26 protein-coding genes, 1 rRNA gene and 4 pseudogenes are annotated in these 25,429 nt (G+C 31.9%); 7 read left to right on the top strand and 24 right to left on the bottom strand.

The annotated features are described in order from the left end of the window. From ACXQH5_RS11370 to ACXQH5_RS11330, 9 genes and pseudogenes are all read right to left on the bottom strand, one after another. Positions 1 to 76 (bottom strand): 16S ribosomal RNA (locus ACXQH5_RS11370); the annotation flags it as partial. A gap of 183 nt (positions 77 to 259) precedes the next feature. Continuing rightward, positions 260 to 446 (bottom strand): annotated as a pseudogene (locus tag ACXQH5_RS11365) (hypothetical protein). Positions 447 to 534: 88 nt separating this feature from the next. After that, positions 535 to 1,599 carry an Mrp/NBP35 family ATP-binding protein gene (locus tag ACXQH5_RS11360; protein WP_000958518.1) on the bottom strand — a complete coding sequence of 355 codons (1,065 nt, stop codon included), beginning with the start codon at positions 1,597 to 1,599 and terminating at the stop codon, positions 535 to 537. A 147-nt stretch (positions 1,600 to 1,746) separates the two neighbouring features. Next, positions 1,747 to 3,189 carry a multidrug efflux MFS transporter LmrS gene (gene lmrS / locus ACXQH5_RS11355; protein WP_001141002.1) on the bottom strand — a complete coding sequence of 481 codons (1,443 nt, stop codon included), beginning with the start codon at positions 3,187 to 3,189 and terminating at the stop codon, positions 1,747 to 1,749. Positions 3,190 to 3,754: 565 nt separating this feature from the next. After that, entirely contained in the window at positions 3,755 to 4,228 is a 474-nt protein-coding gene (gene sepA, locus ACXQH5_RS11350) for a multidrug efflux transporter SepA (RefSeq protein ID WP_000636857.1), read from the bottom strand. A gap of 98 nt (positions 4,229 to 4,326) precedes the next feature. Then, a complete protein-coding gene (gene sdrM / locus ACXQH5_RS11345; RefSeq protein ID WP_001237512.1) occupies positions 4,327 to 5,670 on the bottom strand; it encodes a multidrug efflux MFS transporter SdrM in 1,344 nt (447 codons plus the stop codon). A 172-nt stretch (positions 5,671 to 5,842) separates the two neighbouring features. Continuing rightward, positions 5,843 to 6,526 (bottom strand): PAQR family membrane homeostasis protein TrhA, encoded by a 684-nt coding sequence (gene trhA / locus ACXQH5_RS11340; RefSeq protein ID WP_000047124.1) that lies wholly within the window; start codon positions 6,524 to 6,526, stop codon positions 5,843 to 5,845. Between the two features lie 18 nt (positions 6,527 to 6,544). Next, entirely contained in the window at positions 6,545 to 7,732 is a 1,188-nt protein-coding gene (locus ACXQH5_RS11335; protein ID WP_000884744.1) for a UTP--glucose-1-phosphate uridylyltransferase, read from the bottom strand. A 43-nt stretch (positions 7,733 to 7,775) separates the two neighbouring features. Beyond that, positions 7,776 to 8,291: a metal-dependent hydrolase gene (locus ACXQH5_RS11330; protein WP_000147097.1), complete on the bottom strand. Its 516-nt coding sequence runs from the start codon at positions 8,289 to 8,291 to the stop codon at positions 7,776 to 7,778. A 177-nt stretch (positions 8,292 to 8,468) separates the two neighbouring features. On the opposite strand from ACXQH5_RS11330, the gene ACXQH5_RS11325 reads away from it, so the two are divergent. Then, on the top strand, positions 8,469 to 8,729 hold the full coding sequence (locus ACXQH5_RS11325; protein WP_001251935.1) for a SunI/YnzG family protein: 261 nt from the start codon (positions 8,469 to 8,471) through the stop codon (positions 8,727 to 8,729). A 131-nt stretch (positions 8,730 to 8,860) separates the two neighbouring features. Here the strand turns inward: ACXQH5_RS11325 and ACXQH5_RS11320 are convergent, their stop codons facing one another. The 4 genes from ACXQH5_RS11320 to ACXQH5_RS11305 form a co-directional block, all read right to left on the bottom strand. Then, positions 8,861 to 10,231: a YjiH family protein gene (locus tag ACXQH5_RS11320; RefSeq protein ID WP_458067277.1), complete on the bottom strand. Its 1,371-nt coding sequence runs from the start codon at positions 10,229 to 10,231 to the stop codon at positions 8,861 to 8,863. A gap of 234 nt (positions 10,232 to 10,465) precedes the next feature. Further along, entirely contained in the window at positions 10,466 to 11,434 is a 969-nt protein-coding gene (locus ACXQH5_RS11315; protein ID WP_000989086.1) for a FecCD family ABC transporter permease, read from the bottom strand. Beyond that, positions 11,431 to 12,462 (bottom strand): FecCD family ABC transporter permease, encoded by a 1,032-nt coding sequence (locus tag ACXQH5_RS11310; RefSeq protein WP_000974920.1) that lies wholly within the window; start codon positions 12,460 to 12,462, stop codon positions 11,431 to 11,433. Before ACXQH5_RS11310 ends, ACXQH5_RS11315 begins: the two co-directional genes overlap by 4 nt. A gap of 11 nt (positions 12,463 to 12,473) precedes the next feature. Next, entirely contained in the window at positions 12,474 to 13,457 is a 984-nt protein-coding gene (locus tag ACXQH5_RS11305) for an ABC transporter substrate-binding protein (RefSeq protein WP_001214647.1), read from the bottom strand. 164 nt (positions 13,458 to 13,621) lie between these two features. Between ACXQH5_RS11305 and ACXQH5_RS11300 the strand changes: the two are divergent. Continuing rightward, positions 13,622 to 13,748: pseudogene (locus ACXQH5_RS11300) on the top strand (hypothetical protein). Between the two features lie 100 nt (positions 13,749 to 13,848). On the opposite strand, the pseudogene sfaC reads toward ACXQH5_RS11300, so the two are convergent. Next, positions 13,849 to 14,751 (bottom strand): annotated as a pseudogene (sfaC, locus tag ACXQH5_RS11295) (staphyloferrin A biosynthesis protein SfaC); the annotation flags it as partial. Positions 14,752 to 15,136: 385 nt separating this feature from the next. On the opposite strand from sfaC, the gene ACXQH5_RS11290 reads away from it, so the two are divergent. The 3 genes from ACXQH5_RS11290 to ACXQH5_RS11280 are packed head-to-tail and all read left to right on the top strand — an operon-like array spanning position 15,137 to position 15,887. Further along, positions 15,137 to 15,316, top strand: coding sequence for a hypothetical protein (locus ACXQH5_RS11290; protein ID WP_000669789.1), 180 nt, complete (start codon positions 15,137 to 15,139; stop codon positions 15,314 to 15,316). A 23-nt stretch (positions 15,317 to 15,339) separates the two neighbouring features. Then, the gene (locus ACXQH5_RS11285) at positions 15,340 to 15,648 is read left to right on the top strand and encodes a hypothetical protein (protein ID WP_001792927.1); all 309 of its coding nucleotides are present in this window, start codon (positions 15,340 to 15,342) and stop codon (positions 15,646 to 15,648) included. Beyond that, positions 15,627 to 15,887, top strand: coding sequence for a hypothetical protein (locus tag ACXQH5_RS11280; RefSeq protein WP_001791826.1), 261 nt, complete (start codon positions 15,627 to 15,629; stop codon positions 15,885 to 15,887). The genes ACXQH5_RS11285 and ACXQH5_RS11280 overlap by 22 nt, the downstream gene beginning before the upstream one ends. Before the next feature lie 52 nt (positions 15,888 to 15,939). Here the strand turns inward: ACXQH5_RS11280 and scn are convergent, their stop codons facing one another. Further along, on the bottom strand, positions 15,940 to 16,290 hold the full coding sequence (scn, locus tag ACXQH5_RS11275) for a complement inhibitor SCIN-A (RefSeq protein WP_000702262.1): 351 nt from the start codon (positions 16,288 to 16,290) through the stop codon (positions 15,940 to 15,942). A 680-nt stretch (positions 16,291 to 16,970) separates the two neighbouring features. Between scn and ACXQH5_RS11270 the strand changes: the two genes are divergently transcribed. Continuing rightward, positions 16,971 to 17,420: a chemotaxis-inhibiting protein CHIPS gene (locus ACXQH5_RS11270; RefSeq protein ID WP_072491815.1), complete on the top strand. Its 450-nt coding sequence runs from the start codon at positions 16,971 to 16,973 to the stop codon at positions 17,418 to 17,420. Positions 17,421 to 17,512: 92 nt separating this feature from the next. Here the strand turns inward: ACXQH5_RS11270 and ACXQH5_RS11265 are convergent. The 4 genes and pseudogenes from ACXQH5_RS11265 to ACXQH5_RS11250 all read right to left on the bottom strand — a co-directional run. After that, positions 17,513 to 17,850: pseudogene (locus tag ACXQH5_RS11265) on the bottom strand (SH3 domain-containing protein); the annotation flags it as partial. A 647-nt stretch (positions 17,851 to 18,497) separates the two neighbouring features. Continuing rightward, positions 18,498 to 18,989, bottom strand: coding sequence for a staphylokinase (sak, locus tag ACXQH5_RS11260; RefSeq protein ID WP_000920041.1), 492 nt, complete (start codon positions 18,987 to 18,989; stop codon positions 18,498 to 18,500). A gap of 190 nt (positions 18,990 to 19,179) precedes the next feature. Next, the gene (locus ACXQH5_RS11255) at positions 19,180 to 19,935 is read right to left on the bottom strand and encodes a CHAP domain-containing protein (protein WP_000861038.1); all 756 of its coding nucleotides are present in this window, start codon (positions 19,933 to 19,935) and stop codon (positions 19,180 to 19,182) included. 11 nt (positions 19,936 to 19,946) lie between these two features. Next, positions 19,947 to 20,201 carry a phage holin gene (locus ACXQH5_RS11250; RefSeq protein ID WP_000611512.1) on the bottom strand — a complete coding sequence of 85 codons (255 nt, stop codon included), beginning with the start codon at positions 20,199 to 20,201 and terminating at the stop codon, positions 19,947 to 19,949. 51 nt (positions 20,202 to 20,252) lie between these two features. Between ACXQH5_RS11250 and ACXQH5_RS11245 the strand changes: the two genes are divergently transcribed. Further along, entirely contained in the window at positions 20,253 to 20,360 is a 108-nt protein-coding gene (locus ACXQH5_RS11245; protein ID WP_031762631.1) for a hypothetical protein, read from the top strand. A 52-nt stretch (positions 20,361 to 20,412) separates the two neighbouring features. Here ACXQH5_RS11245 and pepG1 read toward each other — a convergent pair whose 3' ends face one another. The 5 genes from pepG1 to ACXQH5_RS11220 form a co-directional block, all read right to left on the bottom strand. After that, positions 20,413 to 20,547 carry a type I toxin-antitoxin system toxin PepG1 gene (gene pepG1 / locus ACXQH5_RS11240; protein ID WP_000880504.1) on the bottom strand — a complete coding sequence of 45 codons (135 nt, stop codon included), beginning with the start codon at positions 20,545 to 20,547 and terminating at the stop codon, positions 20,413 to 20,415. Between the two features lie 184 nt (positions 20,548 to 20,731). Then, complete coding sequence (locus ACXQH5_RS11235; RefSeq protein ID WP_000340977.1) at positions 20,732 to 21,106, bottom strand: hypothetical protein; 375 nt, start codon at positions 21,104 to 21,106, stop codon at positions 20,732 to 20,734. A 55-nt stretch (positions 21,107 to 21,161) separates the two neighbouring features. Further along, positions 21,162 to 21,449, bottom strand: coding sequence for a hypothetical protein (locus ACXQH5_RS11230; protein WP_001262620.1), 288 nt, complete (start codon positions 21,447 to 21,449; stop codon positions 21,162 to 21,164). A gap of 45 nt (positions 21,450 to 21,494) precedes the next feature. Continuing rightward, positions 21,495 to 21,647 (bottom strand): hypothetical protein, encoded by a 153-nt coding sequence (locus ACXQH5_RS11225; RefSeq protein WP_001000058.1) that lies wholly within the window; start codon positions 21,645 to 21,647, stop codon positions 21,495 to 21,497. Continuing rightward, on the bottom strand, positions 21,640 to 25,422 hold the full coding sequence (locus ACXQH5_RS11220) for a phage tail spike protein (protein WP_458067263.1): 3,783 nt from the start codon (positions 25,420 to 25,422) through the stop codon (positions 21,640 to 21,642). Before ACXQH5_RS11220 ends, ACXQH5_RS11225 begins: the two co-directional genes overlap by 8 nt. Positions 25,423 to 25,429: the final 7 nt, after the last annotated feature.

Below are 25,429 nucleotides of genomic sequence, written 5' to 3'. Positions count from 1 at the left end.
CGTCCGTTCGCTCGACTTGCATGTATTAGGCACGCCGCCAGCGTTCATCCTGAGCCAGGATCAAACTCTCCATAAAAATTATGATGTTTGATTAGCTCATAAATACTAAATAATGTTTGTAACTTATAGTTACGTTTTTTGGAATTAACGTTGACATATTGTCATTCAGTTTTCAATGTTCATTAATGTTCAATCTCTTTTATTGTACTTCGTTTAATTGTTGAAGTCAATAACTTTTTGAACGATTACTTTATTTATTCTATATTGTTTTTATAGTTATTTCAATGGTAAGTTTTACACTTTTGAAGTTCTTCTTTAAAAACATTGCCGCCGTTTTTGACGACTTTATTATCTTATCAACTTTATAATTTAAAGTCAATAACTTTTTTGAAAAACATTCGTGTTTGCAAGCCGCTTCTTTTTTCAATGCGTTGATTGCTTAACACAAGAACTTATTTTACCAGCATTCTAAAACAATTCAATATAAAAACGTACAAAATAAAAGTAATTTTGTACGTTTAGCATATATTATACCTATTTATTTGTAGCAGCTATAACTTTTTGTGCAATCGAGCTATAAATTTTACCTAGACGATCATCTGATTGATATATTGACGGTGCAAAATCTTTTGGATTCCAAGATGGTTGCTCTAAAGGTAATTCCCCAAGTAATTGAGTATTAAGTTCATCAGCTAACTTAGTACCGCCACCTTTGCCAAAGACATATTCTTTATTACCCGTCTCTTTACTTTCAAAATAACTCATGTTTTCAATTACGCCAAGAATAGAATGATCCGTATGTTTTGCCATCGCACCTGCGCGAGCTGCAACAAATGCTGCTGTAGGATGAGGTGTCGTTACAATAATTTCCTTACTTGAAGGTAACATCGTATGAACATCTAAAGCTACATCTCCTGTTCCAGGTGGAAGATCGAGTATTAAATATTCAATGTTTCCCCATTTAACTTCTGTAAAGAAATTCGTCAACATTTTACCTAACATTGGCCCTCTCCATATAACTGGCGCATTTTCTTCCACAAAAAAGGCCATTGATATAACTTTAACGCCATGACGTTCAACTGGAATTACTTCCTTCCCTTTAATTCCAGGCTTTTCATCAATACCCATCATATCTGGTACACTAAATCCATATATATCGGCATCTACTAATCCAACTTTTTTACCTTCACGGGCTAAGGCAACGGCTAAATTTACTGCAACAGTAGATTTACCGACGCCACCTTTACCTGAAGCAATAGCAATAAATTCAACTGGATTATTTTGAGATAACAGCCCTTCTATCGTTTTAGGTTTATTTTCTTCTTTTGGTTTAAATTGATTTACTTTTTCTTCTGGTAACGTTTCAAATCGTATACCCACAGTTTTTGCACCATTTTCTTTTAAAACATTAACAACTGCCATCTGTAAATCTAATTGCGGTGCACCACCTAATTGTGCCATTGCCAATTTAACACTTACATGTTCTTTTTCTTCCTTAATAGAAACTTCTACAATACCTTCTGTTTCTTTTAAAGGTACATCTATAATAGGATCTTTAATTTCTCCTATTAGTTCTTTAACTTGATCTACCGTTAACAAAGTAAATCCCCCTTAATCAATTTAAAATATCTACATAATTGCAAATGTCATTTTTTACGTAGTCTATCAATAAAAGTATAAAACTTTTCATTAAATAAAAAAAGAAGTTAGCCTATTATTTTCAATAGACCAACTACTCATATTATTTTAAAATTTCCTTCTATTACTTTCAATCTCTTCAGGTTCTCTGATAAAAATTGCTATCACATAAGCAATCATAACTAGAACTGCTACAAATCCAAATGAGATATCTACTCCAATAGCAATCGATTGTTGTTTTATCTCAGTTGAAGTTAAGTGTGATGGTGAAGTTGATAAAAATATTTTTGCACCAAAACTCATTAATGTAACCATTAAAGCTGTGCCTAGTGAACCAGCCATTACACGACCAAAGTTCATAATAGCCGTGCCATGTGAGATTTCTTCATTTCTCAAAGAATTAATTCCTGTAGTATTTATCGGCATCATGAGTAAAGAAACTGAAAACATTCTAATTGCATATACGACTATTAAATACGTATAAGATGTATCTGTATGCAAGAAACACAACATAATAGTAGTAATTGTTAAAATCGTAAAACCAGTATAAATCAATGGTCTAGGACCATACTTATCATAAAATTTACCTGTAAAAACCGACATAAATCCATTTATTATTGCACCAGGCATGATAACTAGTCCTGATAACAAGGCAGATAAAGATAAACTGTTTTGAACATATAGCGGTATAAGCAGCGCGGGTCCAACCATTGACATCATAATAATCATTGAACTTATCGTACATAATGCAAATGTTCTATTTTTAAAAACCCTTAAATTTAAAAGTGCATTACTAATATTAAATTGTCTACGTATAAATAAATAGATAATAACCATACTTATTATCAATGCACCTATTACTATTGGACTTGTAAATCCTAAATCTCCTGCACTACTAAATGCATATAGCATTAACCCGAACCCAATAGTTGAATACATTACTGAGCGCTTATCTAATTTAGTATATTTCACTTCATTGTAACTCGAGATTGAAACCAAACCGAAAACAAAGGCAACTAAAGCAATTCCTACAATTATAATAAATGGTACTCGCCAACTCGCTTGATCAATGATTAATCCTGTAACTGTAGGTCCTATTGCTGGTGCAAATTGAATAACTAAACCTGCCAGCCCCATTGCAAAACCTCGATGTTCTTTACTGAACAATGTAAATAACGTAAATTGCATTAAGGGCATAAGTACCCCTGCACCCATCGCTTGAATTACACGTGCTAACATTAAAACTCCAAAATTCGGAGCTAAGGCTGCAACAATAGAACCTAATAAAAATGTCCCCATCGCTGCTAAGTATAAAGGTCTAGTTTTAATCCTATCCATTAGATATGCCGTCAGAGGTATCATGACGCCATTAACAAGCATAAACCCAGTAACTAGCCATTGCGATGTACTTTCATTAATATTTAATTCTCTCATTATACTAGGTAACGCTGTATTTAATAATGTTTGATTTAAAATAGCTACAAACGCACTAATCAACATAACAGCAACTATGAAGTTTCGTCTCCGGGTTGTTAATTCAACTTTAGCCATCATAATTCCTCCTTTTTAAACAGATATACACTTGTCCTTTTAATACATATAGCCATTAACATAATGGGAGTAGTACTCAAATGATAAAGAAGCACTACATATTAAATCATTATTGGTTCTTGGGAGTGGGACAGAAATGATATTTTCGCAAAATTTATTTCGTCGTCCCACCCCAACTTGCATTGTCTGTAGAAATTGGGAATCCAATTTCTCTTTGTTGGGGCCCCGCACCCCAACTTGCACATTATTGTAAGCTGGTTTTCCGCCAGCTTCTGTGTTGGGGCCCCGACTAGAATTGAAAAAAGCTTGTTACAAGCGCATTTTCGTTCAGTCAACTACTGCCAATATAACTACGTAGAGCATAGAACATTGATTTATGTCCCAGCCTGACTTAAAAAACTAACAATATAACATTGTAGCGCCTAATAACTTATTTTATGTCTCAGACTCATACAATGGTTATTTAACTTATTTACCACAAATTGAGCACTAAGACTCACTATTATCGATTGTTCTATTGAACAAAAAGAAGTTGGAACACATATGTGCACTCAACTTCAGATATCTATTTTCTATTATTTAAATTTTTACTTTCAGGGTAAAATTGAAGCTTACAAACATATAAGAACCCTATAATAACCATGATTACCCAAAAATCGATATTGATATAAACATAATTTAAATGAATGATGAAATAAAATAACGTTGTTGCAACTGTGTAAGAAATCAAATGAAAAGTCGCGCCTCTAAAATATGCATTTTCAGGCAACATTTTTCTAAAATAATCCATTAAATGCTCGACTGCAAATATGATGAAGTACCCAAAGATTATATAACTGCCATAATACAATAGGTTATCGTACATACTTCTATTATATGTAAAGTCACCCAACCTAAAATAAATAAGTATTCTACTTAATCCATATAAACCAAAGCCTAGAAATGTTAAAAAAATCGCACCAGAAAGTACAAAAATAAAGAGAACAATCATTGTAGTTAACAAGTTATAAAACTTATGTTTAAGATAATTCACAATCATTGGCCTCCTTATTAATAAAATATTGAACGATTTATCTAGCATCTAGTAAATTTATTATTTCTTACTTTAATTACACTACATCAATTTTAATCATAATTCTATTCTTTTGATTGAGATAACTGTTCTTTAAAAAATACGACCCATAAAACAATAAGCCCAGTGCTAATTACAGCAACAGCACTTAACACATTGTGTAAGTTTGGACCAAAGATTGCTGATTGTATCGCATAAAGATATCCCATTATTGTTGAACCTATTGATGCCCCAAGATTTTTAGTTAATCCATAAAATGACATCATTTTTTTCATTTGTAATGGGCTAGTTTCTTCTTGGACAATTACACTATCTTTCGTATAAATATATCCAAAACTTAATCCTGCCAAAATTAATACAAATGCAATAAGTAACGGCAGTTTAATACCAAATGAAATGATAATACTACTTACTAGTAGCAACGTAAATGATAGTAAGTAAATAACTTTCCTTGATAGTTTTGCTTCAATTCGATGTAAATTAAAATTCAATGTAATCCAAGCTACAGATAAAGGAAAAATAACCAATCCACTTTGTAATGGAGATAATCCTAGTTGTTCTTGAAGGTAGACTGGAATATATAAATTGAATCCCATTAAACAAATAGCTGTTAGAAGGTCAGTTATAAAAACTAAAGTAATCGAACGATTAAATTCAACCACAGGTAAAAATGGTGAAGAAACATGTTTTTCTACTTTAAATAAACGTATTGCCACAACGATAGCTAAGATAAAACTTAAGAAATTTAAAAGTAATAGCTGTTGGTTTAATAAAGCAAACATAATCAATCCAATAAATACATAAAATAGCGTGAGCCCTTTAGTATCAAATTTTGATTTAGCAACTGTTTCTTCCTCTGGAAAATGAAATGTCCATATAACTAATATAATGGCAATGATCGCAATCGGTATATTTATGTAGAATAACCAATGCCATGTTGCAAATTCTAATATACCGCCACCTAGAAGTGGCCCAATGATACTAGAAATACCCCAAACACTGCCAACTATGCCCATAATTTTATATCGTAACGGAATTTCAAATGCTAACTTTGGAACAATTTGCGATAATGACATCAATACACCTGATCCAAAACCTTGTATCACGCGTGATATAATTAGCATAGTAAAATTAGTACTTAAACCACACATTAAACTACCTATACTAAATAAAAGTAATCCTGCAATTGCCACATAAATAATTTTAAATCTCGAAAGTAATTCGCCCACTATAGGATTTGCAATTACTAATGCGATAAAATACGCGGTAAAAATTAATGAAATTAAATTTCCTGCATTTAAATCTTGTTTAATTGTAGGTAATGCAAGCGAAATAATAGATGATTCAATCGCAGACATAAACATAATTAATATTAAAGCTATAACAGTTATGATTGACTTTAATCGCATGAAATACCTCCTTCTATATATTTATAAGATTTTATTTACAAACTATTGATTTTTATATGTATAAACACTTTTGACTTTCAAAGCTTAACGATAATTTTATTACAATACAATCCCCTAATAGAATGATTTATGTAATAAAAAAAGCGGAGTTTCCCCCACCTTTTCTAAACGACTACATAAAATATAAGATTGCAATTAAATGCAATAGTGATGCTATAACAATAAAAATATGCCAAATCATATGAAAATATGGTCTATTCTTTTGTGCATAAAACCATGCACCAATTGTATATGACACACCGCCTAAGAAAATGAATAATATGAATATCCATGATGTGCGAATAAAAATAATTGGCAACAAGATAATACCTACCCAGCCCATCACTAAATAGACAATTAAACTTAACTTTTGATTAACTTTGACAGCTATGGATTTATATAAAATTCCCCAAAGAGTCGTTCCCCATAATAAAATAAATACTGTCCAACCTATCCAACCACCTACAATTGTTAACAAAATAGGAGTGTATGTACCTGAAATTGCTACGTAAATCATACTGTGATCAATAATCCTTAAAATATATTTATGGGGTGTTTCATTTTGCATAGAGTGATAAATTGTTGATGAAATAAACATCATAAAGATAGAAATAACATAAATTGACATACTAACTGATGCAAGTGTGCCATTTGCAATATAACTATGTACAGCCGCATAAGGTAAGACTAATAGTGTTAACAGCGCTGCCAGCCCATGAGATGCAGCATTGCCTATTTCTTCTCCAAATGACAATGGAATGATATCCTTAAATGTTTCTGCAATTGTGTCATTACTTTTTTTACTTGATTTGGACATCATAGTCACCGCCTAACATTAAATTAAACCCATTCTACGTAAATCTTCAGTTGCTGTTGCAACACTATCTTTACCTTCTTTATTTTTAAGGGGTGAAAACTCTTCTTCTCTAGGAACTTGTAACGTGACAAAACTAGTTCCATAAGTAAATATGTCAAAATAGAACAATTCGAATTTTAAAGTTGGTTGTTCAATAACCCCAAAGTTCTCATCTAATTGCTTCAAATTCTTAATAGCTAAATGATAAGGTAATTCACGATTTACAGCATTTAAAATAAAGCCAAGTTTAAATGCATGAATACCGATATTAGCATTGTTAAATTGATTTGCAACTTCTGGATCTAATTCTGAATACTCCAATACTGTATCTTTACAATCGACATTAACTAATCGTCCAACACTTTCTCCTGGTTTTGGTTGAATCGTTTTAGAAGTAATATCGTAATTATGTTCTACCGTAAATCCTGCAAATAGTGGATCCAACACTTTTACTAAAACATTATCGATATTATTCAAGAAAATATACTTAACGCCATTATTAGACATTTCTTCTAAGTATCCTGCCTTGTCTAAAGATTTAAACACGCCACCATTACCATTCGGCGTTTCCATAATACGACCCTGTTGATTTAAAATTAACTTTCCTTCTTCACTAAGCGCCACAATATTATCTTGTTTAAAGAAATGGATTGCTTCTTGATCATATCCAAAATAACTATGTGCTTCGAAATAAGCTAAAGTTTCTTCATGATTGATATCACTTGTCATAATATACCATTGAATCGTATGTCCAGATTGATGATTCAATGTTTTTAATTGGTTAGCTTGAAGTTCAAATAAACTTACACCTTCAATTTCAAACGAACCTTTAGGTCCCTTGTAACCAAGTCTTGTTCCTTGACCACCTGCCATCAAAAGTACTGCAAATTGTCCTTCTTTAATAGCTTGAAGTCCTTGTTCCTCTAAACGCTTAATCTCATCATCACTCATTTGTGATTTAATACCATATTTCACTTCAGAAACTGCAGATACATCATCTATTGTTTTCTTATTGATGTATAAATCGTTATATAATTTGGCAATAAAATCTAAATCTAATGACGCTACCTTCTCTTCAAGCGCTTCTTTTTCATTGTTACTCATTATTTTTTCATATTCACATAAATGATCTTGTTTATATTTAGCTAATTGATTTTTATCTAGCATTTTATGCCTCCTGCTGAGTTTGTAACCTTTAATAATTTATTTTCTATAAAAACTTAGTATTCCAGTTGCTTATTATATCATTGATGAAAGGCTGAAATAAAACATAAACTGTTCCGACCATTAACGCAGTAGCTAAAGATAAGTCTACAAGTCCACCTGTTTTAAATTGGATTGGTGTCTTCACATTAAACGGTAACGGATAAAATAATTTCACGCCTTTTGGTGTTATCATATCTAGTATAACATGTGACACTAATCCAATTATAATTGCTACCATATAATAATTAGGCGTCTGAATAATTTGCAATAAAAATGCTATGATTACGATAAATAATATTGAATGCGTAAAGGTTCGATGTCCAAAGATCAATCTCACAAAAAAACTAATTACCTTAAACCTTCTGCCAATCTTACTTTGAGTGTGACATATATCGGGTGATAAGCTAGCTAGAGTTGCTAGAATGATAACCGTAACCGACGAAAAAATATCCGTTTGAAAATATTGTGTTGTTAGCGCTCCAACGAGCATGCCGCATGAAGCATGTGTTTTACCTGTCATATTTGTTCTCCTTTAATACTCACATTTTACCATATCCCTAACAAAAACACGAACATATCTTCGGGTTAAACTTCATTAGTATGACACAATTTAAAAAAGTATCACATAAACTCTTGAAAACGATTACAAAATCGTTTATGATGTATTTACAAAATATTTAAAGGATGTGTTTGAATAATGGCAATGACAGTAAAAAAGGATAATAATGAAGTGCGTATTCAATGGAGAGTTGCTGATATCAAAATTCCTACAAGTGAAATTAAAAATATAACACAAGACCAAGATATTCATGCAGTTCCTAAATTAGACAGCAAAGATGTATCTAGAATCGGCTCAACATTTGGTAAAACGAATCGCGTTATTATCGATACTGAAGACCACGAATACATTATTTATACTCAAAATGATCAAAAAGTTTACAATGAATTAACTAAATAAATTGTATAAAAAAATCATTCATGGTGAGGGCTTCATGAATGATTTTTTTAATTGATTCAACACCCAGCATAAACAAATACAAAAGGACAACTGTTTCCACAATTTTAACAGTTGTCCTTTTCTATATCTAATTACAATAACAAGTGTGCCATCAAAGAAATAATCGGTAGTGTAATGATTGTTCTAATCAAGAAAATCATAAACAATTTGCCGATGCTTACAGGAATCTTCGAACCAAGTATGACGCCACCTACTTCAGACAAGTATATTAACTGCGATATACTAAGTGCTCCAATTACAAAACGAGTTATATCATTTTGTACACCTTCAATTAATATAGAAGGTAAAAACATATCGGCAAAACCGATAATAATCGTTTGAGAAGCCTGTGCCGCTTCAGGTATTTGCATTAACTCTAAAAATGGAACAAAAGGTTTACCCAATATGACAAAAAAGGGCGTGTAGTTCGCAATAATGGTAGCAATAGTACCAATACTCATCACTACAGGCAAAATAACAAACCACATATCAACGACTGTTTTTAATCCTGACTTAAAAAAGCCTATAACGCCCGGTGCTTTAATACCTACTTCTGTTGCAGTATCAAAGCCATGTCTCAATGCCGTCTTTCCTTCTGGCAATGCCTCAGTACGCGCACTTTCAGGTACCTCCTTAGCATACTCATCAGGAATTTTATTTAAAGGCCAAATTCTTGGCATAATGACTGCTGCAACGAGGCAGGATACTATCACTGATAAATAGAAAGCAAAAAATTGATTTTGCATGTGCACTGTTTCAGCAACTACAATTGCAAAGGTGATAGAAACTACACTAAATGTCGTTGAAATAACTGTTGCCTCACGACGAGAATAATATCCTTCACCATATTGTCTACTTGTAATTAAGACCCCAACAGTTCCGTCTCCAATAAATGATGCTAAATTATCTACCGTCGAACGTCCTGGCAATGTAAATAAAGGTCTCATAACCGGTCTAAAAATAGGACCCAACATCTCTAACAAACCGTATTCCATTAATAGCGGTAAAAATAGAGCTGCAAATAAGAATACTGCCACTAATGTTGGCAATAAACTTGAGAACAATAATCCCCCCGTTTCATCTGAGTAAATAACCTTTGAACCAATTCGTAAAAATGTCATCCATGCAAAAACAACTGCTAATATTCGTAAAATTAACCAACCAATTCTAACGTTAAAAGCATTGTTCATTAGCCCGTCAGGTTTCAATTTATCTTTTAAAATAGTTGAACAAATCAGCGTTATGATACCCGATAAAGTAATTATCGTCACAATTAAAAATGGCATTACGCCACCTAATACATCTTTAAGCACGCCTGCTAAAAATGCCACGGGCAACGTTGTTTGCTTCTGTCCATCTTGTTCGACTGGAATTGGTACTAGAAATAATAAGATACCAATTAAAGACATCGTAATAAACTTAAGTCTCCCAATGATTATCTCTTTCCTTGAAAAGCTATCCATAAAATCAATCCATTTCTCTATGTATTCGTTTTAAGTATATACAGAATTCTATTCAGTTAACAAACATATTCCTTATCATTCTATCCTTCAAAATGTTTATGTATGCAAAATAATGAATAATTACAGTTATTAAATATACGCTATTTCTTGTAATTTTTCAAGGTGAATTCAAAAAAGGTTAAGTACAATTACTGATTTCGTACTTAACCTTTTTTAACTCTAATCATATGTTAGTTATTTCATTCTTCGTAATAATATTAAGAAGTATGGTGCACCGATAATTGCAATGATAACCCCTACAGGAATATCCAGTGGCGGATGAATGCCACGGGCTAAACCATCTCCAAATGTTAACAATATAGCACCAATTAACCCCGACATGATAATAACGTGTAATGTTTTATTTCCTATTAACTGTCTCGCAATATGAGGTGCAATTAATCCTAAAAAGCTAATACCACCGACAACTGAAATTGCGGATCCAGCTAATATTACTGCTAAAATTAGCAATATCATTTTAATCGTTTTAACTTTTAAACCGAGTGCGGTTGCAACAGCATCACCTAGATTCAATACATCTAATTGATAACTCAATAAAATGATGATTGGTATCGTTATTAAAAACCAAGGTAATATAGTATAAATATTCGACATATCATGACCATATAGACTACCTGTCAACCAAACAAGCGCTTTGTTTGCTTCCAGTGGATTTCTGATTAATAAGAACTGCACAATCGCCGTACATATTGCGCCTATTGCTAAACCAATTAAGGCAAGCTTTGAACCTTTAACATCATATTTTGAAATTAAAAATGATAAAAATAAACTTACTGCAAAGGCACCAAAGAATGAACCTATAGGTAATACAAACAAAGGTGCTGTTGGAAAGATCATAATAATAATTACAGCAGCTAAACTGGCACCTTTAGAAATACCTATAACATCAGGTGAGGCTAACGGGTTTCTTATTACAGCTTGTATAATTGCACCTGATATAGCCAAGCTACTACCGATAATAATACCAAGTAATGTTCTAGGTATACGATACTCATTTAAAATAAAATCATCTTGTGTAAATATTCCCTTAATAGCATCAATCGGATGAATCATGACAGACCCTACACATAAACTTATGAATATACTCACAATTAAAAGGATTGTGATTAAACTATAACGACGTATAATTTTCGTTGTCATCATATTCTTTTCACCCCTCTAATCGTTATAAATAAGAAGTAAAGTGCACCTACGAATGATGTAACAATCCCTACAGGTGATTCATAAGGATATGTAATTAAACGACTTAATACATCTGATAGTAGTAACAAATCTGCACCTATAATAAATGTTAATGGAATCATGACTAAATAATTCTTACTCACATAGCGTTTGACTATATGCGGTACGATTAAGCCAACAAATCCAATTGGTCCTGCCACTGACACCGACATACCTGTAAGAATAATGACTAATAGTCCAATGATAATTCTAACTTTATTTATATTTTGACCCAATCCTTTAGCAATGTCATCGCCTAGTTCCATTATCGTTAGTTGACGTCCAATAAAAATCGTTACAATTAAAGCACCAATAATCCATGGTAAAATGGTTAAAATTTCATCCCACTTCATACTGGATAATGAACCGACAAGCCAAAACATCACTTGTTCGTTTGAATTCTCATTCAAAATAATAATACCTTCAGTCATACTACTAAAAAACAAATGGATGGCCATACCAGCCAATGCTAATTTAATTGGTGTCATACCTTTCGTAGCACCTGAAAGTGTATAAACAGTTAAACCACCTATAAATGCACCTATTACACCTAAATATAATGCATAATATTCTAATGATGGAATGATAATCGTCACAAATACAATGAAAAACGATGCACCAGAACTGACACCAAAAATTTTAGGTGATGCGAGCGGATTGCGTGTCATTGCTTGCATTAACAAACCAGATACCGCTAATGCACCGCCAATAAATAATCCTGCAATCATCCTTGGCATACGTACGTTATGCAATAAAAACGTTGCTTTCGTATCTGTATGACCAGTAACATAGTGAACGATATCGCTAAAATTAATTTTCGAAGAACCAATCGCCATATTTAAATATATACAAATAAAAAGAAAGCACAAACTCACTATATACGTGAGTGTTGTGCGTCTTTTTCTTTTATAATCTATGGCAGATTGGCTACTTATTTCTTTTATAGCCATTTACTTCCACCTTACTTTTGTTCTTTTTTTGATAATTCAACAAGTTCTTTAGCCATTTCTTCAGAAGAAATTAAGCCACGAGATCTTGCCCAAACATCACGGTCAACAATATCCACGCGATTATTTTTAACTGCATTCAACTTTTTCCAAGTTGGATCTTCTTGTAACTTCTTGAATTCAGCAGAATCTTTTTTAGCATTATCTGTCATAATAATCATGCGTTCAGGATTTAAGTCAGCTAAATGTTCAGTATCTAATTGTAAGTAAGGTCCTTTCAAGTATTTACTTAAACCTTTTGTTACATCATCACTTAATGCATTTTTAAATCCAAGTTCGTTTAAAAATTGTCCAACATATGAATAGTTTGGATGTGCTAATAACCCAGCTTTAGCAACAACTGCTGGAAGCACTTTTTGATTTCTATCAAACTTAATTTCATCTTTATACTTTTTGATTAATTTATCATGTTCAGCAAGACGCTTTTCGCCTTCTTTTTCTTTATTTAAAGCTTTAGCAATTGTTTTGAACGAATTAATGTTTTGTTTGTAGTCTCCATCAAAACTCTTTAATGATAATGTTGGTGCAATTTTGTTTAATTCTTTATTAATACCTTTATGTCTACTGCTATCAGCGATAATTAAATCCGGTTTTAATTTACTAATTTCCTCTAAGTTTGGCTGTTTACGTGTACCTACAGAAGTATAATCCCCAATTTTTTCTCTAACTGGTTTAATGATACGTTTTTTCTTACCATCATCAGCAATACCAACTGGTTTAACGTCTAATGCTGCTAATGCATCTGCAAATGAGTACTCTAATACAACGATACGTTTTGCATCTTTAGGTACTTTTACTGTACCATTTTCATCTTTTACCGAAATAGTATCTTTAGTTGATGATTCTTTTTTACTTGAATTATCCGTATTACCACAAGCTGCAACTAAAAATAAGGCAACTATTAATCCCAATATACCAAAAGTTTTTAGACCTCTCATCGTTCCACTCCTTAATATGTATAACTTCATTTATTATTTTATTGATAACAATTATCATTGTCAAGTAGTGTTCAATCTTTTTATATTACTAAAATGTATGACTATATATTCCCTCTAGTAATTATGACTACAATTAGCACATTTCCTTAGACAAAATACTGATAATGTATCATGGCTATATCATCTTTGAATTAATACAATTGACACCATTTAGCATGATCGTTATCCCTGTAATTCAGCTGTTATTACCTGTTGCATTTTTTATGTGACGAACTGTTACACTTAAATTGATAAATCAACAAATACAAAAAATCTAAGTTGAACAATTATGATACAACCGTGTAAACGATATGTAGTATAACTAGTCAACTTAGACTTATTGATAAATATATTAATATTGGTTTACCATAGCAGGAGATTTCACATCAAAATTTTGAAGTAGCGTATCAATCTTTGAATCATCAATATATACCTTATGTAAATTTTTCATATACATCGAATGAGAAAGTGCTTCATAATTTAATGAAAAAGATATATGATCTCCAACTTGATAGTGTCCTTGACCATTTAAATCAAGCATTAAATGATCACTCGAAGCGCCTAAAATATTGATATGCTGATCCATAGGTGAAATATTATCGACTTTTGTATCTAAATAACCAATATCTACAATAGCTTGTATGAATGATTCATGCGTTTGTGTATTAACTCGAGGTTTAATTTCTAAAATCTCAGCCTCCAATGTAATCGCATCTTGATATAACATAGCTATCGCTTGATTTGTCGTTGTATCAACACCTCTAAACAACGTTTCACCTATTCGCAATTCATTTATTTTACCCAAATCATTATATAAAAGTTGTGGTAACATGCTCGAATTACCGCCTGAAATAATTTTCAATCGATATCCTATTTCTCTTTCAACAGCTGAGACGAATCGATTAATCATAAAGATATCATCATCACTTGGCGCATCAGATTTAAAACACATAAAATTGAATGCTAAACCAACAAAATGAATATTTTTCAAGTGAATAATTTCTTTAATATAATCTAAAACATCATAAGTCAGAACACCTTCACGGCCATCTTTCCAATCTACCATTAATAAAATCTTATGTTTTTTTCCTAAAACTTCTGCTACTTCATTTATTTGATGTATGGTAGATAATTCTGTTTGGATACTCATATCAACTTTTTCTATCATATCTGAAATCTCTTTTTTGGCAGGCGTACGCAATAACGTATATGTTAAATCCTGATCTGCAATACTAATTATGTTATCCAATCTGGAGACTTTTAACATAAAATTACTTATCATTCAAAAAGTAAAACAGCATAATATCAAGGTTTATAACTTTATCATTATCAATAATACCTCATATAAAATAAAATTTTAGGGACTTTTTAGGGACTTTAAATTTAAAATTACAAGTTTAATAGAAACATCAAAATAATCACATGTTTGTGTGGAATGTACACCCCAAAAGCTAGACTGAAAAATCTATTTTTTGAGGTGTATTTTTATAGGTAAATATAATAAATTAGAGTAGACAACTCAGAATTCCAATTTTATAATAATATTGCTTGACATATCAAACTAGATAGTACTATTTTGAATATATTATTATAATCAAAAATTCATTGTAAACTTTTAGACAAAAGGAAGTAATAAAAACGTGAAATTTAAAACAACTAAAGAATGTAAAAGTAATAATATCTTTAAAAGAAGTCAAGAAATTAATAATAGAGAAAGTGAAAAGGGTTGTTTATGGGGCATTAGCATGTTGATTCTACTTTTCTTATTGATTCTGTTTGGAATAACTGCTTGTTCATCAAGCATTCACTTTATTAATTAGATTTTTTTACTTGGAGGTATCATGTGAAGAACCATACAAATATAATTAATATCTTATTAGTTATAGTCAACTCATTAACTCATTTTCTAACTCTAAACACCTCATTTTTTAATAGTTCAGCATCGGATTTCTGTTTTATCATAGGGGCTATATTTTTCTTGATCGGAATTTTTGTTGCAATATACGGTATGAAGCGAGCAACATATTGGTTAAACTTATTGATTTTATTTACCAATATTTTTTATTTTCTACACTTCTGTGTTTTACTTTTGTTAAAATATATAGGATTTAAATTATTTATTTATGAAGGGTGTGTATTGTTATTTACCTAATTTATAGTCTAATTGTCTATTTCATCTGCATTATAAATTTTTTCATAATGGCTGCACCATTCTTAATGACTAATGCTGATTATGTATGGACGCCTATGACTACAGTTACGTTATTTATTTTGAGTTTGATTATTTTCTTGATATTTATAAAAACAAAAGATGTCGTTCATTTAACAATTTTCATATTAAACTTACTTTTTTCAATACTTTATTGTTTGCCTATACTGTTTTATTTATGAACACTTTTATATTATCTAGAAAATTAAAACCACCCGTAAAAGGGTGGTTTTTTTAATATTTACTTTTTAGTGCTTCGTCAATTTCGTTATAAATCTTTTGAAGTTGATATTTTGCTTCTGACATTTTCTTAAAGTCTTTTGACTTAAGAGCATACATTGCTTTTAGACCTGAAATTTTTATAGTTCGCTTATAATAAGTGTTTAAACTTCCAGTAGCTAATTCATTAACATTTAGTTCATCTAATAACGATTTTAATTCATTAGCTAACTTTTCGTTTTGATATTCATTCGATGTTGGCAAGCTTGTGCTAGCTTGTGCCTCATTTTTATCTAGATTAGTTACTAGTGGTGATGCTAAAACGATTGCTAAAGTTCCCGCAAGTATAGATTTTCTAATTTTCATTTTTTATTCTCCTTAGTAATTAGTACTAATTTATTTTAATGACTAACTAAAAAAAGTACATTAATTATTCATTAACTATATAGATCTTCTTATTAAATGAAAATTAATAAATTATCAAATTGACATACCTTATTGTATTTATAGAAAAACAAAAAAGGTAAGCACCGAAATGCTTACCTACTTCCCATAAACAATATAACACATATACATTGATTTGGAAAGCGCAAAAATAAATTTAATATACTAGCCCGAAGGGGAGCAATACATAAAAAATGAAAGGCGCTCCTTGAAAACGCCCAAGGTAATATTAACATAAAATGGCTACTATTGCATTATCTAATTTTATTTAATTAAAACAAATATATAGCACAAAAAAACTAGCCCGAAGGCTAGCTTATGAATAGATGAAAATTTGAACACATTGCTGTGTCTAAGATAAATATAGCACATATTAATTACTATTAATAGAAAAATTATAGCGTTTTTTAGATCATTTCAATTTATCAAGACCAAATTCATCAAAACACTAATTGAACTTTAATTTTGAGTTAAAAACAATTAATCTTTTATTAATTTCCAGTTAATTAATATATTTCGTCGATTAGATTAAACTCATTTTAGGAATTTCGCAAAACTAACTATAAATTTAAATATAGAATTTAAGGAGAATTAACATCATTATGAAAAAGAAATTAGCAACAACAGTTTTAGCATTAAGTTTTTTAACGGCAGGAATCAGTACACACCATCATTCAGCGAAAGCTTTTACTTTTGAACCGTTTCCTACAAATGAAGAAATAGAATCAAATAAGAAATTGTTAGAGAAAGAAAAAGCTTATAAAGAATCATTTAAAAATAGTGGTCTTCCTACAACACTAGGAAAATTAGATGAACGTTTGAGAAATTATTTAAAGAAAGGCACAAAAAATTCTGCTCAATTTGAAAAAATGGTTATTTTAACTGAAAATAAAGGTTACTATACAGTATATCTGAATACACCACTTGATGAAGATAGAAAAAATGTTGAGTTACTAGGTAAAATGTATAAAACATACTTCTTTAAAAAAGGAGAGTCTAAATCATCTTATGTAATTAATGGTCCTGGTAAAACTAATGAATATGCATACTAATAGTAGTTACATAAATTAAAAGGTAGCTATTTCTTTTTTATATAAAGGTTTGGCAGACATTTCATAACTTGCCAAACCTTTATATATAATTATCAAACTGCGCTAAAATTACCAAAACTGCTTATTCTATTACCTGTCTTGTCTACCTCTCCTGTCGCTATATAACGACGTTGTCCACTATTAGCAATATAAGTAATCCATCTTAGCCATTAATGCAATATGCGCCGTCATATTTGATCGTTGCGTTATTGGGTAATACACCTGTAATTCTTGAATTAGTTGAATAGCCATCCCTCACGTTATTACCTTTAACATTAGCAACTGTGTAATAACCAGTCTCTTTTTTATACGGTACATTGTTTTTATCGAGTGTATAACCTGCTGGCACTGGTGAATTCTTTTCATTTTTAGCTGGTGTTTTAACATTACTGATACCTGATACACACTTCCAATAAAAATAACCACACCATTTAAGATGCGGTGTAGCGACTGTAATATTTCTATGTTGTTGAGATATATGTATCGAGTGAAGGGCAAAAAGGATATCAATTGCAGGATAAGTGTTAGGTTACTAGGCCACTTAACAGGCTATATAGTTCACTCCTACTATATACAGTTAATTATAACATAAAAAGCACCCCGTAAACTATTATACGGGAATGCTAAAGTCATATATACTACGGGGGAGTAGTATGAAAACTATGCTCTCTATCATAAGAAAAAAACACCCAGTGACATGCTTGGGTGAACAAGGATAGATGTAAATAGTTGATGCATGTGTAACACATCATAGCAAAAAACTAGCCCGAAAGCTAGCTATAACATACAATCTAAAAAGACGTCCTTTGAATACGTCTAGAAAGATTATAACATAAAAAAATAGGCAAGTACCGAAGTACCTGCCTAAAAAAGGATTATCCACTTTTTCATCCTAACTGATTTCTCCCCATAAGTCACCTAATATCTGATTAGGTGGGGAAGAACCATTCGTGCATGAATGAGAATTTGATGAAAGATAATTTTCACTACACATATTCAATCAAGACATTGCTTTCTATAATAAACAACTATTTTGTTTTATTTCTTTTCTATAACAACCTTTGTAATTAAGTTGAATCCAGGGTTTTTAATATGCTCTGATAAATCTGGGACAACAAAACCTTTTTCTGTTATAGGGAAAGACTTCGTTTCTTCTTTTTTCTTATTCTTATCATAATAAGTGACTTCGATCTTTGCGCTTGGATCTAATTCAACTACTCTAAACTCTTTATATGCTGTCGCATCTAATGCCCATTCGACATAGTATTCAATTTTTTCTTTTGTAAGTGTAGTCCCAGGTTTAATAGGAAACTCGACATAACGAGGGGATAGCAATTCATTTCCTTTACCATCAACTCCAGTCACATTTACCATCAAATACGGGCCTGTTGGTTCAAAATAACTCGCGTCATCGCCTTTTTTATATTTTCCTTTGTCGAATGAACTTGATGCACTTACCTCATTAGTAATTGAAGAAAATGAGAATAATAACAATAAAACAGTTAAAAATAATAAACTTCTTTTGAGCATGGCGCTTCCTCCAAATATAATATATTTGTTTTTATTTATCTCTTTTTATAGCTAACACCCTTATTTAAGATGATAAATATCAACAACTTCATTTTATATTGAGAAAATATTAAAAATCAATAAAATATTAAAAGAAACTAAACTTACATTAAAAAATAATTAACAAATATTTAACATTTTAACCTAAGAATTAAAACACTTCTTTCACAATCAATCTCTCATGCCATATCCACTCATTATGATTGTTCCAATAAATGCGACACCAACCATCTATAATTTCAAACACATATATTAATGTTCCAGGCGCGTATACAGCCTGTCCAACATCGAATCTATAGTTAGTACGATTATCACCGTATCTAGTGGCTGAAGTAGCACCTAAGCCGTCGATTTTCGCATTAAAATAAGCACCTTTTGACCATTTAAGGTTATAAGGCGCTTTACTTCCAACTGTTATTTTACTTGCAGATTTACCGACTGCTTTTTGAGCAGGTGGTTTAACTTTATTTGTGATCTTATTCATTAAGCCCTCACTTTTATACTTAGGTCTAATAAAGTGAGTACAGCCGTAATAATTATCCCAACGTAACTTTGCAGGCGTATTTGCGTTACCGTCATAGTTCTGTTCCAAAATTAAAAATTGATTTGTATTACCACCATTAAACACTAAACCAATATGACCGTATTGTTTATATATTCCTTTGGTAAATACAGCCACATCACCTATTTGTGGAACAAACGATGGTGTGTTTTCATATACTGTTGCCATGTTTTTAAAATCGTTATTGATTGCATCTTTTGCATTTCCCCACATTCTAATTTCTAACAACCAATAAATGTAATCAACTGCTAAATCTGCACATTGGTAACCATACCAACCGTCAAAATCAATATATCTACCTTGATACCAACGTAACCTTGCTCTTGCTTCACTGTATGTTTTCATTATTTTACCTCCTAGTATTTTCTTCTTGGTTCTTCATATTCTAAAGCTTGGTGGCTATCACCTATACCTTTAGTAGTCGGGTCTTGAATCACACCAGTTAATACTAAAAATCCTAATATAGCGTTTAAACCGTCTGTTAATTGCTCTGTATAAACTTGAATATCATACCCAATAGCTTTGGCGATGTTTTGAGCAAATAAAAAGATAGCTGACAATATCGCTACCCAAAATGATTTTTGTTTCATTCTAATTTTCCAATTAATCATATTCTTATCTCCTTTTATCCAAAATAAAAAGACGACTAATAAGCCGTCTATTTGATATTTATATTATGGTGTGTTAATTTATATATAGAAAAAGGGCAACATGCGCAAACATGTTACCCTAGTGAGCCCGTTAAAAAGACGGTGGCTATTTTAGATTAAAGATTAAATTAATAACCATTTAACCATCGAAACCAGCCAAAGTTAGCGATGGTTATTTTTTATTGCTTAATTCAATAAGCTTGATTACTAGACCTATCAATGCAATAAGGAATAAACCAAACTGCAACATGGTACTAATTGTAATCATTAGGCGTCTCCTTTCTAAAGATTTCAGTAATGCCAACATAGGCACCACCTCCTTATACTCAGATAGCCACCATCTATCCAACTTGCTCACTTCTGCATATTACCATAATTACAACAATAAATAAAAAGCCAGTGCCGATGCACTGACCAAAAACATTATTTACATTTACGACCATACAAATAACATGATAACCATCTTGCCCAACTCATTATGTCCACCTCCCTTAAGGTAATAACGCAGTAATTGATGCAGTAATGACTGCAATCATAACAATTGTTACAAGCGCCCATATGGCACCTACGAGCCATTTATTTTGGGCGAGTGTCTTTTCTTCATTTTTTTGCGCAACATCTACTTGCGTTTGATATCTTTCTTCAATTCTGTTTAATATCTTTGTTTGCTCTAAATTCTCATCTACAACTTTATCTTGCTTATCTTTAAGTTCTTTATGAGATTCTCTTAGTTCATTATGATGTTGCTTATGTTCCTCTCTAAGTTCAAGCACATGATCAGCTGTTTCGTTTGCTAGTATTTCAACATCATCAACACGTTCAACTAATTCAGAAAGCTCTTTTTTTATTTTCTGAATATCATCCAAAACTACACCTACTTTCTAAGAAAGCTATGAGCATAATGCTCATAACTTAGTATAGTTACATTATTTCGCTATCAACTGATTTATCAGATGACAAGTCAGTTCTATCCACAACTTCTTTCACAACTTTCACACCGTTTTGATTGCCTGTTAATTGATATAAAAGATTTAAAGTTTCAGCAATCTTTTTAGCGTTTTCCTCAGATTTAAAATCTTGTGCATAACTTGCTGAATCGGACGTTGTAAAACTGCCTACAAAATCTTGATACAAAACGCGCTCTGTTCCCTCTTTGTCAATTTGTACTAAAATAAATCTCTCTGTTTTTTTGATAATTTCATTTGCCATATTAAATGACCTCCTTAAATTTTTGTATAAAAATAGTGCCAAGGATTACTCTTCCTCAGCACTTTTGCTTTTTTCATTTTGTTCTTGTATATATGCTTTTAACATTGCATTTTCTTGTGTTAGTCTTGTGATTTCTTGCGATAAATAGTGAATTGTATATTGTGGATTGGCTTGTAAACCTTGATTGCTATCATTCATTTATTAATTCCTCCAGTTTTTCGATTTTTGATTGCTGGCTTTTAATAATAGGTATTAAATGAACCCAAAGTCTATCGTATGCGATACCTTCGATTTCTCCGTTGTCATCATAAATAACAAATTCATTAAATCCTAATTCTTCAACCTCTTCCGCTATTAAGCCAGTATGTCGACTAAGTTTAAAAGTATCATCAGATAACTTTTTACCACTTTCCAATTCTTTAGCCATTATTTCCGATTCATATTTGTCAAACCATGTACGAATTGGAAGCTTTAAAATCTCTTTTGAATGACTGAACTGATCGTCTTCATTGATGTATTGGTTTTCAATTGAAATTTTATACTTTTTGGCAGAAGTAGCACGCCCAATTGTTCCAGCAGAAGTAATGTGTAAGTTAGCAGGTGCTGAATAAGTACGCTTATAAATAGAATTAGAAGCGACTCTATCGCCAGCATTATCAGAACCTACCGCCAATAAATCATAACTTTGAATGCTAACGTAACTATTTCCATCTCTTCGTTTAACTAAGTTGAATTTGCCCATACCTGATTCAATTGTAGTGTCTCCGCCTGTAGCATATCGTCCATTAACAATTTGAACAAGACCTTTATTTCTTTCTTTAGAAAACCTGATACCCGCACCGTAATCATAGTTCTCATCAGAACCAAACATAATATAACCGTCACTCGAATAAGCATTATCTGCATTAGACAGCGTGAATGCAAATCGGTTTAATCCAGGCACTTTGTCTGTGTTTGGATATAAATACACCGGTGCCTGTTTGCTTTTGATATTCGATGAAGCGTAAGACTCCAGAACAACCCGATTATTATCTGACGTTAGTGCAACGACACCACCATAGGAATTGATTGTTATGCCATTCATACCGCTATCACTGTAAGTTTTATCCCACCATTGAATAGTACCGGATGAACCTCCGTCTTCGCCTTCTCCATCAATATATGTTGAAATACCAAAATGTGACATATAAAGTGAACCGCCTGCGGTATTATTTCTAAACCTTAGATGTCCATCTTTAAGACGTGTGAATATATCATCGGTTGATCGTTTGCCTTTCCAAGTTCGTTGCACAATACCACCTAGTTCAATAGAATCATTCTGTATTTGAACATATCTGTTATTGTTACCGCCTTTAATTCCAATTCTATTAACATTGATATCAAGACCCTCTCTTGATAAATTAAGGCTGTTGACAATATCGGTTTTATCTACTTTATCTCGCATATTTTGGATAAGAAGGTTTATTTCTCTATTACCGTTAATATCAATTTTATCAGCATTTAATCTAATACCACGTGGCCCCACATTTAAAGCTTGAGCCACTCCGTTATCATCATATCTGATTGTTGTTCCATCTGTAACGTTTTGGACAATCTCGTTTAATATATTTGAAAGTGTACGATTGGTTGCATTAAACTCTTCTTTAGTAGTTCTTAATTTGATTTCCTTACCATTTTGTATAATTTGAGAACCATAGCGAGTCAGTGTTCTCCTCTGTGCATCTGTGCTTTCTTTGACCTTGTTGTCTGTATAAGCATTAGCTTTCTTTTCAGCGTTTCTAGCCTTTAGTTCTGCGTTTTGTTTTGCCTCTTCAAGTTTAGCTTGAGCATCTTGTATAGCGCGTTGCTCTTCTTCCGAAATTTTACCATCAGCATACGCTTGCGATTCCTTCTCTTTAAGATCATCTTGAGCATCAATGTATGATTTTAAAGCTTCTTGCGCTTCTTGATTTGCTTGTTCAATACTTGCTTTAATCTCAGGATTATTGGACAAATCACTTAACTGGTCATCAGTATATTGTTTTTGTTCCTCCAATCCGTTTCGATATTCGTTTAACGTAACTTTATCTTTGATTTCACCTTTTAAAGTCGTTCTCTCAGCTTCAGCAGTATCTAAACGTTCAACAATACCGTCTTTGTCTGTTTTATAGTCCGATGTTTTTACATAGTCACGTAATTGTTCTTTTGTGGATTCTCTAGCTGCTTCAATAGCTGATTTAACAACATTAGGTTCTCCGACTAACTGCAAATCTTCATTCACCGTTAAACCAAATTTTGTTGCTATTATTTCCAACGCTTCTTTATATTTTTCATCAGTGTATTGTGACTGTAATAATTTAAATCTATCTGAAATAGCGATTTTGACATCTTCTACATCTGTATAAACATCTTGTAATTTCTTTCTATACTCAAGAAATAAAGCTTGTGTATCTACCAACCGACCAATCGTTGCAGTTTCGGGTGTCATAGATTCTAAATTATTTTTAATTTGATTATAAACATCAATCACAGCGTCTAAACTTGCTTGTAAGTCCGCTTTCAAATCATTATCTACTAAGTACTCGCTATTCAGTAATTCTGTAGCTTCTGACAAAAGACTAGCGTGTTGTATAGATAAATTAATAAAAATATTGTTTAATTCACTGAATAGCGCTTTCTCTCTTGTTATACCACCTAATTTTTCAACATCATTTGGTGTTGCTTCAATCCATCGACCATTCCAATATCTACGCAAGACAGCAACATCAGGGTTACTTGTATCATACCAAAGCATATCATTGACTGGATTTTCTGGCGGTGTATCATTTTTGTGTATTTTGCGTTCAAAGTATTCTAATTCACCATCTACAACATCTTTAACTATAGTGTTGATATTGCTAATATTATCGTTTAACTTTTGATGTATTATGTTCAATCGTTTGTTAAACTCTTCTCGTAATTCTGATTCTTTGAACTCTTTAGGTTGACCGAATGTATATGTGCTATTTTCTGAAATTATGTTATATTCTTCGGCAATAACTTCTGCCTCTACATACAATGGCGGGTTAAAATCTCTATGTTTTACTCTGACTGTATCACCAATTGATATAATCTCGTGCGGATACGTAACTTCCAAATCAGTAGAAGTAATCTCATATGACATAACTGCCGACTTACGTTTATTTAACTCTGTTTTGGCTAAAGAACGCAACCGTGTTTCATTCATATTTTGATCATCTGATTGAGGTTCGTATATTCCCCAAATATAACGGGTAGGTAAGTTGAATTGACTTTGTGCTTCGTCATCAGTCACAACTAACTCTAAACGCTTTCCTTTGTCATTTTCGGGTCCCACAGCAATTAATGCTGTTTTGATTTCTGACATATCAATCTTCCTAGTTAACCCAACCAAATCTTTACCATACTCAATTTCTTTACCTTTGAATAAGCTGTTTTTCTTTTTGAGTACCACATATCTACCTTTGACGGTATTAGAACTAAGCTCTATATAAAAATCCAATGCCATTTTATAGGTTGTACATAATTGCTTTAAAACTTCATATCTAGTTTGATAAGAAGTCCATGACGTAGTACGTAAGCCATCGTATTCGGTTTGTTCAGAAACTTCCCAACCTGTATCGCTCAACACATCTTTCAATGCTTCTGAAGTTGTCTTTTTCTCAAATTTGCCTGGTGCATACGGTTTAGCTGTTGTTATATCAGCAAGATAAGACGCTATACATTCTATCTCTGTGTAGCCGTCCATCGTATCTTGAACCCAGTTAATAATAAATTCACGCCATTGTTTGTTTGAATCCCTTATAATAACACGATGTCGTTCACGGAACTTTTCAGCTCTTTCTGATGATATGAGCAGTTCAAGCATTTCTGAATTGTCATTAACATTACGTTTATGAATCGCTCTAACTAAGGAAGGGTCATCAGTAGAAAGGAAATCTATAATCTTGTCGTTAAAATCTAAAACATGTATCACACTCTCA

Source organism: Staphylococcus sp. SA22 (assembly GCF_054165785.1).
This window is presented reverse-complemented; position numbering and strand designations above follow the sequence as displayed.

Excerpts from the sequence above, each read along its gene's own strand:
- lmrS (WP_001141002.1), bottom strand. The coding sequence starts at position 3,189 with ATGGCTAAAGTTGAATTAACAACCCGGAGACGAAACTTCATAGTTGCT.
- sepA (WP_000636857.1), bottom strand. The coding sequence starts at position 4,228 with ATGATTGTGAATTATCTTAAACATAAGTTTTATAACTTGTTAACTACA.
- sdrM (WP_001237512.1), bottom strand. The coding sequence starts at position 5,670 with ATGCGATTAAAGTCAATCATAACTGTTATAGCTTTAATATTAATTATG.
- trhA (WP_000047124.1), bottom strand. The coding sequence starts at position 6,526 with ATGTCCAAATCAAGTAAAAAAAGTAATGACACAATTGCAGAAACATTT.
- ACXQH5_RS11335 (WP_000884744.1), bottom strand. The coding sequence starts at position 7,732 with ATGCTAGATAAAAATCAATTAGCTAAATATAAACAAGATCATTTATGT.
- ACXQH5_RS11330 (WP_000147097.1), bottom strand. The coding sequence starts at position 8,291 with ATGACAGGTAAAACACATGCTTCATGCGGCATGCTCGTTGGAGCGCTA.
- ACXQH5_RS11325 (WP_001251935.1), top strand. The coding sequence starts at position 8,469 with ATGGCAATGACAGTAAAAAAGGATAATAATGAAGTGCGTATTCAATGG.
- ACXQH5_RS11320 (WP_458067277.1), bottom strand. The coding sequence starts at position 10,231 with ATGGATAGCTTTTCAAGGAAAGAGATAATCATTGGGAGACTTAAGTTT.
- ACXQH5_RS11315 (WP_000989086.1), bottom strand. The coding sequence starts at position 11,434 with ATGATGACAACGAAAATTATACGTCGTTATAGTTTAATCACAATCCTT.
- ACXQH5_RS11310 (WP_000974920.1), bottom strand. The coding sequence starts at position 12,462 with ATGGCTATAAAAGAAATAAGTAGCCAATCTGCCATAGATTATAAAAGA.
- ACXQH5_RS11305 (WP_001214647.1), bottom strand. The coding sequence starts at position 13,457 with ATGAGAGGTCTAAAAACTTTTGGTATATTGGGATTAATAGTTGCCTTA.
- scn (WP_000702262.1), bottom strand. The coding sequence starts at position 16,290 with ATGAAAATTAGAAAATCTATACTTGCGGGAACTTTAGCAATCGTTTTA.
- ACXQH5_RS11270 (WP_072491815.1), top strand. The coding sequence starts at position 16,971 with ATGAAAAAGAAATTAGCAACAACAGTTTTAGCATTAAGTTTTTTAACG.
- sak (WP_000920041.1), bottom strand. The coding sequence starts at position 18,989 with ATGCTCAAAAGAAGTTTATTATTTTTAACTGTTTTATTGTTATTATTC.
- ACXQH5_RS11255 (WP_000861038.1), bottom strand. The coding sequence starts at position 19,935 with ATGAAAACATACAGTGAAGCAAGAGCAAGGTTACGTTGGTATCAAGGT.
- ACXQH5_RS11250 (WP_000611512.1), bottom strand. The coding sequence starts at position 20,201 with ATGATTAATTGGAAAATTAGAATGAAACAAAAATCATTTTGGGTAGCG.
- pepG1 (WP_000880504.1), bottom strand. The coding sequence starts at position 20,547 with ATGTTGGCATTACTGAAATCTTTAGAAAGGAGACGCCTAATGATTACA.
- ACXQH5_RS11230 (WP_001262620.1), bottom strand. The coding sequence starts at position 21,449 with ATGGCAAATGAAATTATCAAAAAAACAGAGAGATTTATTTTAGTACAA.
- ACXQH5_RS11225 (WP_001000058.1), bottom strand. The coding sequence starts at position 21,647 with ATGAATGATAGCAATCAAGGTTTACAAGCCAATCCACAATATACAATT.